General features: G+C 71.3%; 10 protein-coding genes. 7 read left to right on the top strand and 3 right to left on the bottom strand.

What is annotated here, in order from left to right; translation table 11 throughout:
- Positions 1–129: 129 nt before the first annotated feature.
- Positions 130–2,631: a RelA/SpoT family protein gene (locus ACH4S9_RS34160; RefSeq protein ID WP_385345616.1), complete on the top strand. Its 2,502-nt coding sequence runs from the start codon at positions 130–132 to the stop codon at positions 2,629–2,631.
- A 137-nt stretch (positions 2,632–2,768) separates the two neighbouring features.
- Here the strand turns inward: ACH4S9_RS34160 and ACH4S9_RS34165 are convergent, their stop codons facing one another.
- Together ACH4S9_RS34165 and ACH4S9_RS34170 are read right to left on the bottom strand one after the other, a co-directional pair.
- Positions 2,769–3,998: a DUF349 domain-containing protein gene (locus tag ACH4S9_RS34165; protein WP_385346612.1), complete on the bottom strand. Its 1,230-nt coding sequence runs from the start codon at positions 3,996–3,998 to the stop codon at positions 2,769–2,771.
- A gap of 208 nt (positions 3,999–4,206) precedes the next feature.
- On the bottom strand, positions 4,207–5,082 hold the full coding sequence (locus ACH4S9_RS34170; protein WP_385346610.1) for a peptidylprolyl isomerase: 876 nt from the start codon (positions 5,080–5,082) through the stop codon (positions 4,207–4,209).
- A 146-nt stretch (positions 5,083–5,228) separates the two neighbouring features.
- Here ACH4S9_RS34170 and ACH4S9_RS34175 point away from each other — a divergent pair, with 146 nt between their 5' ends.
- From ACH4S9_RS34175 to ACH4S9_RS34190, 4 genes are all read left to right on the top strand, one after another.
- Positions 5,229–5,945 carry an MBL fold metallo-hydrolase gene (locus ACH4S9_RS34175; protein ID WP_311725802.1) on the top strand — a complete coding sequence of 239 codons (717 nt, stop codon included), beginning with the start codon at positions 5,229–5,231 and terminating at the stop codon, positions 5,943–5,945.
- A 13-nt stretch (positions 5,946–5,958) separates the two neighbouring features.
- Positions 5,959–7,221, top strand: a complete 1,263-nt coding sequence (hisS, locus tag ACH4S9_RS34180; RefSeq protein ID WP_311725803.1) for a histidine--tRNA ligase — start codon at positions 5,959–5,961, stop codon at positions 7,219–7,221.
- Between the two features lie 312 nt (positions 7,222–7,533).
- The gene (locus ACH4S9_RS34185) at positions 7,534–8,196 is read left to right on the top strand and encodes a vitamin K epoxide reductase family protein (protein ID WP_398375450.1); all 663 of its coding nucleotides are present in this window, start codon (positions 7,534–7,536) and stop codon (positions 8,194–8,196) included.
- A 56-nt stretch (positions 8,197–8,252) separates the two neighbouring features.
- The gene (locus ACH4S9_RS34190; RefSeq protein WP_385346604.1) at positions 8,253–9,692 is read left to right on the top strand and encodes a replication-associated recombination protein A; all 1,440 of its coding nucleotides are present in this window, start codon (positions 8,253–8,255) and stop codon (positions 9,690–9,692) included.
- A 9-nt stretch (positions 9,693–9,701) separates the two neighbouring features.
- Here the strand turns inward: ACH4S9_RS34190 and ACH4S9_RS34195 are convergent, their stop codons facing one another.
- On the bottom strand, positions 9,702–10,574 hold the full coding sequence (locus ACH4S9_RS34195; RefSeq protein WP_398375451.1) for a DUF2470 domain-containing protein: 873 nt from the start codon (positions 10,572–10,574) through the stop codon (positions 9,702–9,704).
- Positions 10,575–10,630: 56 nt separating this feature from the next.
- On the opposite strand from ACH4S9_RS34195, the gene rpsD reads away from it, so the two are divergent.
- A complete protein-coding gene (gene rpsD, locus ACH4S9_RS34200; RefSeq protein ID WP_311725807.1) occupies positions 10,631–11,245 on the top strand; it encodes a 30S ribosomal protein S4 in 615 nt (204 codons plus the stop codon).
- 241 nt (positions 11,246–11,486) lie between these two features.
- The gene (locus ACH4S9_RS34205; RefSeq protein ID WP_311725909.1) at positions 11,487–11,918 is read left to right on the top strand and encodes a DUF948 domain-containing protein; all 432 of its coding nucleotides are present in this window, start codon (positions 11,487–11,489) and stop codon (positions 11,916–11,918) included.
- The last annotated feature ends 4 nt before the right edge of the window (positions 11,919–11,922 follow it).

Below are 11,922 nucleotides of genomic sequence, written 5' to 3' on the forward strand. Positions count from 1 at the left end.
CGGCGGCTCCCCACCCTCGTCTTTGTGTGCCTTGGGGCGGCCGGGAGGCAAGTGGCGTGGCGGGATCGATACCATGGCACCCCGGCCTCTTTGAGGCACGGAGATGCACGGACCGCCCGAGGAGTGCTCTTGCCAGACGAGGCCCAGCCGCTCTCCGCCGCGCAGCCGGCAGAGCCGACCGCCGTCACCGAGACCACGGCGGCCCCTGAGGTGCCCAAGAACAGCGGCGAGGCCCCGAAGCCCGCGGCATCCAAGCCACGGCCCGCGGCCGAGCGCACGGCGGGTGCACGGCCCGCCACGGCGGCCCCGCGCCCCCCGCAGAGCCCCGCACCCAGGGCGGGCTCCTCCAACCGCGTCCGCGCCCGCCTGGCCCGGCTCGGCGTGCAGCGCTCCAGCCCGTACAACCCGGTCCTGGAGCCGCTGCTGCGGATCGTGCGCGGGAACGACCCCAAGGCCGACGCCTCGACGCTGCGCCAGATCGAGCGCGCGTACCAGGTCGCCGAGCGCTGGCACCGCGGCCAGAAGCGCAAGAGCGGCGATCCGTACATCACCCACCCGCTCGCGGTGACCACGATCCTGGCCGAGCTGGGTATGGATCCGGCCACGTTGATGGCCGGTCTGCTGCATGACACCGTCGAGGACACCGAGTACGGCCTGGACACCCTGCGCCGCGACTTCGGCGACCAGGTGGCCCTCCTCGTGGACGGCGTCACCAAGCTGGACAAGGTCAAGTTCGGCGAGGCCGCCCAGGCCGAGACCGTGCGCAAGATGGTCGTCGCGATGGCCAAGGACCCGCGCGTCCTGGTCATCAAGCTCGCCGACCGGCTGCACAACATGCGCACCATGCGCTACCTGAAGCGGGAGAAGCAGGAGAAGAAGGCCCGCGAGACGCTGGAGATCTACGCCCCGCTCGCCCATCGCCTGGGCATGAACACGATCAAGTGGGAGCTGGAGGACCTCGCCTTCGCGATCCTCTACCCCAAGATGTACGACGAGATCGTGCGGCTGGTCGCGGAGCGGGCCCCCAAGCGCGACGAATACCTCGCCATCGTCACCGACCAGGTCCAGGGCGATCTGCGCGCGGCCCGCATCAAGGCGACCGTCACCGGCCGCCCGAAGCACTACTACTCGGTCTACCAGAAGATGATCGTGCGGGGCCGCGACTTCGCCGAGATCTACGACCTGGTGGGCATCCGGGTGCTCGTCGACACCGTCCGCGACTGCTACGCGGCGCTCGGGACCATCCACGCGCGGTGGAACCCGGTGCCCGGGCGGTTCAAGGACTACATCGCGATGCCCAAGTTCAACATGTACCAGTCGCTGCACACGACGGTCATCGGGCCCAGCGGCAAGCCGGTCGAGCTCCAGATCCGCACCTTCGACATGCACCGCCGCGCCGAGTACGGCATCGCCGCGCACTGGAAGTACAAGCAGGAGGCCGTCGCGGGCGCCTCCAAGGTGCGCACCGACGTCCCCCGCAAGGCCGGCAAGGACGACGCCGTCAACGACATGGCGTGGCTGCGGCAGCTGCTGGACTGGCAGAAGGAGACCGAGGACCCGGGCGAGTTCCTGGAGTCGCTGCGCTTCGACCTGTCCCGCAACGAGGTCTTCGTCTTCACGCCCAAGGGCGATGTCATAGCGCTGCCGGCCGGGGCCACCCCGGTGGACTTCGCGTACGCCGTACACACCGAGGTCGGCCACCGCACGATAGGGGCCCGGGTGAACGGGCGGCTGGTGCCGCTCGAGTCGACGCTGGACAACGGCGACTTGGTGGAGGTCTTCACCTCCAAGGCTGCCGGGGCCGGTCCGTCCCGGGACTGGCTTGGCTTCGTCAAGTCCCCGCGCGCCCGCAACAAGATCCGCGCCTGGTTCTCGAAGGAGCGCCGCGACGAGGCCATCGAGCAGGGCAAGGACGCCATCGTGCGGGCCATGCGCAAGCAGAACCTGCCGATCCAGCGGATCCTGACGGGCGACTCGCTGGTCACCCTCGCCCATGAGATGCGCTACCCCGACATCTCCTCGCTGTACGCGGCCATCGGCGAGGGCCATGTCTCGGCGCAGAGCGTCGTCGGCAAGCTGGTGCAGGCCCTCGGCGGCGAGGAGGCCGCCAACGAGGACATCGCCGAGACCACACCGCCGATCCGCGGCCGCGGCAAGCGGCGCTCCAGCGCCGACCCGGGCGTCGTGGTCAAGGGCGTCGACGACGTGTGGGTCAAGCTGGCCCGCTGCTGCACGCCCGTCCCCGGCGACCCCATCATCGGCTTCGTCACCCGCGGCAGCGGCGTCTCGGTGCACCGCGCCGACTGCGTCAACGTGGACTCGCTCTCGCAGCAGCCGGAGCGGATCCTGGACGTGGAGTGGGCGCCCACCCAGTCCTCGGTCTTCCTGGTCGCCATCCAGGTCGAGGCCCTGGACCGGTCCCGGCTGCTGTCGGATGTCACCCGCGTGCTGTCCGACCAGCACGTCAACATCCTGTCCGCCGCCGTGCAGACCTCCCGCGACCGGGTGGCCACCTCGCGCTTCACCTTCGAGATGGGCGACCCCAAGCACCTGGGCCATGTGCTGAAGGCCGTCCGGGGCGTCGAGGGCGTCTACGACGTGTACCGGGTGACCTCGGCGCGCCAGCGCTGAGACAAGCGGCAGCGGCCCCGGCGCATCGCGCCGGGGCCGCTGCCGTTTGGCACCTCAGCCATCAATTGAGGAACCCCGATGGCGAGTAACCACCTCCGCGAGAGCGGCGGCGGCTTAGCCGCAAAGAGGTGCGCGCCTCAGCCGCCGAACTCCTCCAGGCCCTTGAGCGCCTGGTCAAGCAGCGCCTGCCGGCCCTCCAGCTCCTTGGCCAGCTTGTCGGCCTTGGCGTTGTTGCCGGCCGCGCGGGCGGCGTCGATCTGCCCGCGCAGCTTGTCCACGGCGTCCTGGAGCTGTCCGGTCAGCCCCTGGGCGCGCGCCCGCGCCTCAGGGTTGGTGCGCCGCCACTCGGCCTCCTCGGCCTCCTGGATGGCGCGCTCCACCGCGTGCAGCCGGCCCTCGATCCGCGGCCGGGCGTCCCGCGGCACATGGCCGATGGCCTCCCAGCGCTCATTGACCGAGCGGAAGGCCGAGCGCGCCGCCTTCAGGTCGGAGATCGGCAGCAGCTTCTCCGCCTCGGCGACCAGCTCCTCCTTGCGGGTCAGGTTCTCCCGCTGCTCGGCGTCGCGCTCGGCGAACACCGCGCTGCGCGCCTGGAAGAAGACGTCCTGCGCGCCGCGGAACCGGTTCCACAGGTCGTCCTCGGACTCGCGCTGGGCGCGGCCCGCCGCCTTCCACTCCGCCATCAGCTCCCGGTAGCGGGCGGCGGTCGGACCCCAGTCGGTGGAGTCGGACAGCGACTCGGCCTCGGCGACCAGCTTCTCCTTGGCCTGCCGGGCCGTCTCGCGCTGCGCGTCCAGCGAGGCGAAGTGCGCCTTGCGCCGCTTGGAGAACGCCGAGCGGGCGTGCGAGAAGCGGTGCCACAGCTCGTCGTCCGCGCGGCGGTCCAGACGCGGCAGGCCCTTCCAGGTGTCGACCAGGGCGCGCAGCCGCTCCCCGGCGGCCCGCCACTGCTCGCTGGCGGCCAGCTCCTCGGCCTCGGTGACCAGCGCCTCCTTGGCCCGGCGGGCCTCGTCGGCCTGGACCGCCTTGGCCGCGCGGCGCTCCTCGCGGCGCGCATCGACATCGCTCGTGAGCTTGTCGAGCCGCTTCTTGAGCGCCTCCAGGTCGCCGACCACATGGTGCTCGTCGACCTGGTGCCGGATGTGTTCGATGGCCGCCGTCGCGTCCTTGGCCGACAGGTCCGTGGTCTGGACCCGGCGCTCGAGGAGGCCGATCTCGACGACCAGGCCTTCGTACTTGCGCTCGAAGTAGGCGAGGGCCTCTTCAGGAGATCCCGCCTGCCACGACCCGACGACCTGCTCACCGTCGGCCGTACGCACGTACACGGTCCCCGCCTCGTCGACGCGGCCCCAAGGCTCGCTGCTCACAGCGCCTCCTCCACATGATGCCGAGGCGGGCGCGCGGCCCGCCGGCATCGTCCACAGTTTCTTCCGGCCGGGATCCACCCGGACCGGCCTCGCAGCAGGGTGCGCCCGCCGAGGCAGCCTCCCTGCACAACGCCAACATAGGCGAACGGTGGCCCGGCTGTCCGTATCCTGCGCGACCGAAATTTCGCAGTACGCGCGCCGGAGGCGATCAGGACGTGCCGACCGTCGCCTTGTTGATCAGCACGGTGGCGTTCGGGGCGGTGTTCCCGGTCTGCGGGTCCGGCGCCGCCGCGCCCCCGTCGGCGATCTTCTTGAGGACCTGCATGCTTTCCTTGTCGAGGGTGCCGAAGGGTGTGTAGTACGGCGGGAGCTGGCTGTCCTTGTAGACCAGGAAGAACTGGCTGCCGCCGCTGTCCTTGCCCTTCTTGGTCTGGGGGTCGTACTGGTTGGCCATCGCGACCGTGCCGGCCGGGTACGTGTTGCCCTTGATGCTCGCGTCCTTCAGGTTCTCGTCCGGGATGGTGTAGCCCGGGTCGCCCATGCCGGTGCCCATCGGGTCACCGCACTGGAGCACGAAGATCCCCTGGTTCGTCAGCCGGTGGCACTTGGTGTGATCGAAGTAGCCCTTCCCGGCCAGGAAGTTGAACGAGTTCACGGTGTGCGGGGCCTTGGCCGCGTCCATGGTGACGGTCATGTCACCGCAGGTGGTCTGGAGCTTCATGGCGTACGAAGCCGACTTGTCGACAGTGAGCTCCGGCTCCTTCTTCCACGACATGGTCTTCGGCTTCTTGTCGCCCGCCTCCTTGGCCCCCTTGGCGCACGGGTCCGGCGCCTTGGTCGTGGGGGTCGGCGTGGGCGTGGGCATCGTGGGCTCGCTCGCCTTGTCGGACTTCTTGTCCCCATCGCCGCCGGACAGCGCGCTGACGGCGGTCACGACCCCGCCCGCCGCCAGGACCACGGCCAGTGTGGACGCGATCACCACATAGCGCCGGCGCTGCTTGTGCCGGGCGGTCTCCCGGCGCTGCTGCTGCCGAAGGTACTTCTCCCGTGCGAGCTGCCGCCGACGCTGCTCGTTACTGACCACCGGGTCGTCTCCCTCATGCCGTATGCCGTCGCTGACGTATGTGATGACTCGGCCGTACCGTATACGGGTTCGCTGTGGCGGGAGCGCCGCCGGTAGGCTCTGAACGGCCGACTTCCACCTTTGCCGGACGACTCTTAAGGACGATCGTGCTTATTGCCGGGTTCCCCGCCGGGGCCTGGGGGACCAACTGCTACCTGGTCGCCCCCGCCGCCGGTGAGGAGTGTGTGATCATCGACCCGGGCCATCAGGCGGCCCAGGGCGTCGAGGAGACACTGGCCAAGCATCGGCTCAAGCCCGTCGCCGTCGTCCTCACCCACGGCCACATCGACCACGTCGCCTCGGTGGTCCCGGTCTGCGGCGCCCATGACGTACCGGCCTGGATCCACCCGGCCGACCGCTACATGATGAGCGACCCGGAGAAGGCCTTCGGACGCTCGATCGGGATGCCGCTCATGGGCGAGCTGACCGTGGGCGAGCCGGACGACCTCAAGGAGCTGACCGACGGCGCGCGGCTGGACCTGGCCGGTCTCGAGTTCTCCGTCGCGCACGCCCCGGGCCATACCAAGGGGTCGGTGACCTTCAGGCTGCCCGAGCGGGCGGACATCCCGTCCGTCTTCTTCTCGGGCGACCTGCTCTTCGCCGGCTCCATCGGACGCACCGATCTGCCCGGCGGCGACCACGCCGAGATCCTCGAGTCCCTGGGCCGTGTGGTCCTGCCGCTCGACGACTCGACCGTGGTGCTGTCCGGCCACGGCCCCCAGACCAGCATCGGCCGAGAGCGCGCCACCAACCCGTTTCTGCGACAGGTGGCCGACGGCCTCGGAGACGGCGCCCCGGCGCCCGCTCCGCGACGAGGAATGTGACGAGAGACTTTCCGTGAGCACCTTCCAGGCCCCCCGGGGCACCTACGACCTGATCCCGCCGGACTCCGCGGCCTACCTCGCGGTCCGCGACGCCATTTCCGGGCCGCTCAAGCGCTCGGGCTACGGCTATGTCGAGACGCCCGGCTTCGAGAACGTCGAGCTGTTCGCGCGCGGTGTCGGCGAGTCCACCGACATCGTCACCAAGGAGATGTACACCCTCACCACCAAGGGCGGCGACCAGCTCGCGCTGCGCCCCGAGGGCACCGCGTCCGTGCTGCGCGCCGCGCTGGAGGCCAACCTCCACAAGGCCGGAAACCTGCCGGTCAAGCTCTGGTACTCCGGCTCCTACTACCGCTACGAACGCCCGCAGAAGGGCCGCTACCGCCACTTCTCGCAGGTCGGCGCCGAGGCGATCGGCGCCGAGGACCCGGCGCTCGACGCCGAGCTGATCGTCCTGGCCCACGACGCGTACCGCTCGCTCGGGCTGCGGAACTTCCGGATCCTGCTGAACTCGCTGGGCGACGCCACCTGCCGCCCCGCCTACCGGGCCGCCCTCCAGGACTTCCTGCGCGGCCTCGAGCTGGACGAGGACACCCGGCGCCGGATCGAGATCAACCCGCTGCGGGTCCTGGACGACAAGCGCGAGGCGGTGCAGAAGCAACTGGTCGGCGCGCCGCTGCTGGGCGACCACCTCTGCGAGGAGTGCAAGCAGTACCACGAGCAGGTGCGCGAGCTGCTGACCGCCGAGGGCGTGGCCTTCGAGGACGACCCCAAGCTGGTGCGCGGCCTGGACTACTACACCCGCACCACCTTCGAGTTCGTCCACGACGGGCTCGGCTCGCAGTCCGCGGTCGGCGGCGGCGGCCGCTACGACGGCCTGTCGGAGATGATCGGCGGGCCCGCGCTGCCCTCGGTGGGCTGGGCGCTCGGCGTGGACCGTACGGTGCTGGCGCTGGAGGCCGAGGGCATCGAGCTCGACCTGCCGGCCGCCACCAGCGTGTTCGCGGTGCCGCTCGGCGAGGAGGCGCGCAAGGTGCTGTTCGGCGCGGTCACCGGGCTGCGCCGGGCGGGGGTCGCCACGGACTTCGCGTACGGCGGCAAGGGCGTGAAGGCCGCGATGAAGGCGGCGAACCGCAGCGGGGCGCGGCTCGCGGTCATCGCGGGGGAGCGGGATCTCGCGGAGGGCGTCGTCCAGCTCAAGGACCTCGGGTCCGGCGAGCAGACGGCGGTTCCGCTGGACGGCCTGGTCGAGGCGGTCCGCGCCCGTCTCGGCTGACCCGACGGCGTCAGCCTGCGAATCCGCGACGAGTCCGCGCCCAATCCGCGACGAATCCGCGCCCAATCCGTGCCCGCCGTCAACTCGGCGGGCGCGGATTCACTCTGTCAAGGAGAGACGACGGTGGTGGTCCGGGAACCGTCCACGCGCACCCTGCTGAGGTGGCTTATGCCCACCGAACGGGGGGCGGAGGAGGATGGCCGAGACCGTGCCGCATTTCGGCGAGGGGCGGTCCGGACGTCCCCGATGCGGCAGAATGTCCGTGCTTGACGGGGGCGACACATGGACTCGGTGGGATGGCGGAACGGCGATATGGCGACGACAGCGGTGGATGAGGTGCGCTCCGACGAGGCCCGGCAGGACGGCGACGCACGGGTCGTGGTCGGAGGCGGTCGCGCCTTCGCCCTGCTGCTCGTGATCGCCGGCGCGCTCGGGCTGCTCGCGGCGTGGGTCATCACGATCGACAAGAACAAGATCCTCGAGGCCAAGGCCGTGGGCAAGAGCTTCACGCCCGGCTGTAGCCTCAACCCGATCGTGTCCTGCGGCAACATCATGGAGAGCGAGCAGGCCCATGCGTTCGGCTTCCCGAACCCGATGCTCGGCCTGGTCGCCTACGGAATCGTGATCTGTGTCGGGATGTCCCTGCTGGCCGGGGCCCGCTTCCCCCGCTGGTACTGGCTGACCTTCAACGCGGGCACCGTATTCGGCGTCGGATTCTGCACCTGGCTCCAGTACCAGTCGCTGTATGTCATCGGCTCGCTGTGCCTGTGGTGCTGCCTGGCCTGGGTCGCCACCATCGTGATGTTCTGCTACGTCACCGGCAAGAACATCAAGCACGGGTTCCTGCCCGCGCCGGACGGGCTGCGGCGCGGGCTGCTGGAGTTCCACTGGGTGGTGCCGGTGGTGTGGGTCGGCGTCATCGGCATGCTGATCCTGACGCGGTGGTGGGACTTCTGGACCGGCGCCCAGGGGTGAGGCGCCCTTCCCGCCAGGCGCTGTCAGTGTTGTCAGGACTGACATAGGCTTCCCGCGTGGAGCCAGACCTGTTCACCGCCGCCGCAGAGGAACGCCAGGAGAAGGACCCGGCCAGCAGTCCGCTGGCCGTGCGCATGCGCCCGCGCACGCTCGACGAGGTCGTGGGCCAGCAGCATCTGCTGCGGCCCGGCTCTCCGCTGCGGCGGCTCGTCGGCGAGGGCAGCGGCGGCCCGGCCGGGCCGTCCTCGGTCATCCTGTGGGGCCCGCCCGGCATCGGCAAGACGACCCTCGCGTATGTCGTCAGCCAGGCCACCAAGAAGCGCTTCGTCGAGCTGTCGGCGATCACGGCGGGGGTGAAGGAGGTGCGGGCCGTCATCGACGGCGCGCGCCGCTCCTCCGGGGCGTACGGGCGGGAGACCGTCCTCTTCCTCGACGAGATCCACCGTTTCAGCAAGGCCCAGCAGGACTCGCTGCTGCCCGCCGTCGAGAACCGCTGGGTCACGCTCATCGCGGCCACGACGGAGAACCCGTACTTCTCGATCATCTCCCCCCTGCTGTCCCGCTCGCTGCTGCTCACCCTGGAGTCGCTGACCGACGACGACCTGCGCGGGCTGCTGCGCCGAGCCCTCGCCGACGAGCGCGGCCTCGGCGGCGCGGTCACGCTCTCCGAGGACGCCGAGGGGCATCTGCTGCGCATCGCGGGCGGCGACGCGCGGCGTGCGCTGACCGCGCTGGAGGCGGGCGCGGGCGCCGCGCTGGCCAAGAGCGAGTCCGCGATCACCCTCACGACCCTGGAGGAGGCGGTCGACCGCGCCGCGGTCACGTACGACCGCGACGGCGACCAGCACTACGACGTCGCCAGCGCGCTCATCAAGTCCATCCGCGGCTCGGACGTCGACGCGGCGCTGCACTACCTGGCCCGGATGATCGAGGCGGGCGAGGACCCCCGGTTCATCGCGCGGCGGCTGATGATCTCCGCGAGCGAGGACATCGGGCTCGCCGATCCGACCGCTCTGCAGACGGCCGTCGCCGCGGCCCAGGCCGTGGCGCTGATCGGCTTCCCCGAGGCGGCGCTGACCCTCGGCCATGCCACGGTGGCGCTGGCGCTGGCCCCGAAGTCCAACGCGGTCACGCGCGCGATCGGCGACGCGCTCGCCGACGTCCGGGCCGGGCTGGCCGGGCCGGTCCCGCCGCATCTGCGCGACGGCCACTACAAGGGCGCCGAGAAGCTCGGCCACGCGCAGGGCTATCTGTACCCGCACGACCTGCCCGGGGGCATCGCGGCACAGCAGTACGCGCCGGACAAGCTCCACGGCAAGCGGTACTACGAGCCGACGCGCTACGGGGCGGAGGCGCGGTACGCGGACGTGGTGGAGCGCGTGCGCGCCCGCCTCCGCGGCGAGCCGCCACGCCCGGCTCAGCCCGCCCCGCCGGAGCCCTCCGCACCGGCCGGCGCGGAGGGCGAGGCCGACTCGGGGGCGTCCGGCGGATCCTGACGACAGGCCCTAGCCCGCCGCCTCGAAGAGCGCGTGCATCGCGCGGCGGAGTTCGGAGATGTCGCGCACCGGCTCCGGGAAGTCGAAGCGCGCGTCGAAGGGGCTGCCGGGCGCGTCGGGGAAGCGGACGCGGAGGCCGAAGCGGTCCAGGGCCACCGGGATCGCGCGGCCGCGCGCCCCGCAGGCGCGGTCCGGGTGGTCGTCGAGCAGCGTGCACAGGCGGCGCAGCTGGTCGTCGTGCGCCGCGTGCAGATGCTGGAGGAGCTCGGCCTCGTGCGGGGCGAGCGGGTCGGGGGCCGCCGTCGTGAGGGCCTCGGGCTCGACTGCCTCCGCGCCCCAGAGGTCGTCCACGCACGCCTCGCCCACCTCGAGCCGCAGCAGCGCCCACCCGCCGCCGCCCCCGGCCGGCGCCTCGCCGATGCCGAGCAGCTCGCCGACCGGCCCGCCGTCCGGGGCCAGCAGCGCGGCGCTCGCCGCGCGCTGCCGCTCGCGTACGGGGGTGAGCCACCCCGCGACCCAGGCGCGCCCGCGGATCCGGTGGGGGATCGCCACCGGGGCGACGTCCGTGATCTCCATCACGCAGGTCAGCTCGTCGTCCTGGGCGTACGCCGCGGCGCGGGCGGCGGCCGAGCCGCTGGGCAGCAGCAGGAGCACATCGCCGTCGGGGGTGACGGCGCGCGCGGCCGGGGCGTCGGCGAGGTGCTCGCCGGGGGTGGCGGCGGCCTCGATTCCGGGAATGGAGAGCGACGCCGTAGCCTTGGACTCCACGAGAGTGCGTACCCGCTCCGCCGCCGATGGCCGCGGAGCTTCTTCCTTGGGACGCGGCTGACCCTCCTCGGTGCTCTGACCAGTGCTGGGCAGGGGGATCCCAGGTCGAAACATGCGTCCTCCTCGGCTAAGGTAAGGCTCACCTAACTTATATCGGAGGTTCGTTCCCCGTGCCCAACCAGTCGCGTCCCAAGGTCAAGAAGTCGCGAGCGCTCGGCATCGCGCTGACCCCGAAGGCCGTCAAGTACTTCGAGACCCGCCCCTACCCGCCGGGCGAGCACGGCCGTGGCCGCAAGCAGAACAGTGACTACAAGGTTCGGCTGCTCGAGAAGCAGCGTCTGCGCGCTCAGTACGACATCAGCGAGCGCCAGATGGCCCGTGCCTACGACCGCGCTCGGAAGGTCGAAGGCAAGACGGGCGAGGCCCTGATCATCGAGCTTGAGCGCCGTCTGGACGCGCTCGTCCTGCGGTCCGGTCTGGCCCGCACCATCTACCAGGCCCGCCAGATGGTGGTCCACGGCCACATCGAGGTCAACGGCCGCAAGGTCGACAAGCCCTCCTTCCGGGTCCGCCCGGACGACGTCGTGATGGTCCGCGAGCGCAGCCGCGACAAGCACCCCTTCCAGGTGGCGCGCGAGGGCGGCTACGCCCTGGACGGCGAGACCCCCCGCTACCTCCAGGTCAACCTCCAGGCGCTCGCCTTCCGCCTGGACCGGGACCCGAACCGCAAGGAGATCCCGGTGATCTGCGACGAGCAGCTCGTCGTCGAGTACTACGCCCGCTGATCCAGCCGGACGGCGCGGACGTACGCAGCGCGTTCCGCGGGCCCCCTTCGACATGGTCGACGGGGGCCCGCGAGGCGTTTCCGGCCGAGGGGAAACCGGTTCGGGCAGGGGTGCCCGGCGCGATAAGGTCGATACCTGCCGCCCGTCCCGGATGACATGGCTCACCCGCCAGTGACGGGCCGATGGACGACCTACCCACGACGAGCAGCAGCAGGGAGCGTGCACCGTGTCCGGTGGAGAGGTGGCCGGGATTCTCGTGGCCGTCTTCTGGGCGATCCTCGTGTCTTTCCTCGCCCTCGCCCTGGTGAGGCTCGCGCAGACGCTCAAGGCGGCGACCAAGCTGGTGGCCGAGGTCACCGAGCAGGCCGTGCCGCTGCTCAGCGAGGCGTCCGCGACCGTGCGCTCCGCCAACACCCAGCTCGCCCGCGTGGACTCGATCGCGGCGGATGTGCAGGAGGTCACCTCCAACGCCTCCGCGCTCTCCTCGACCGTCTCCTCGGCCTTCGGCGGGCCGCTGGTGAAGGTCGCCGCGTTCGGCTACGGCGTGCGCCGCGCGATCGGCCGCAAGGGGCAGCCGCAGCCGGAGGGCGAGACCACGCGCACCGTCGTCGTCGGCAGGACCCTGCCGTCCGCCCGCCGGGGCGGCCGCCGCAACCGTGGATCGAAGGGCTGAGAGA

Source organism: Streptomyces sp. NPDC021225, from assembly GCF_044332865.1.
In the GTDB taxonomy this organism is placed as follows: Bacteria; Actinomycetota; Actinomycetes; order Streptomycetales; family Streptomycetaceae; genus Streptomyces.

Excerpts from the sequence above, each read along its gene's own strand:
- ACH4S9_RS34195 (WP_398375451.1), bottom strand. The coding sequence starts at position 10,574 with ATGTTTCGACCTGGGATCCCCCTGCCCAGCACTGGTCAGAGCACCGAG.
- ACH4S9_RS34185 (WP_398375450.1), top strand. The coding sequence starts at position 7,534 with ATGGCGACGACAGCGGTGGATGAGGTGCGCTCCGACGAGGCCCGGCAG.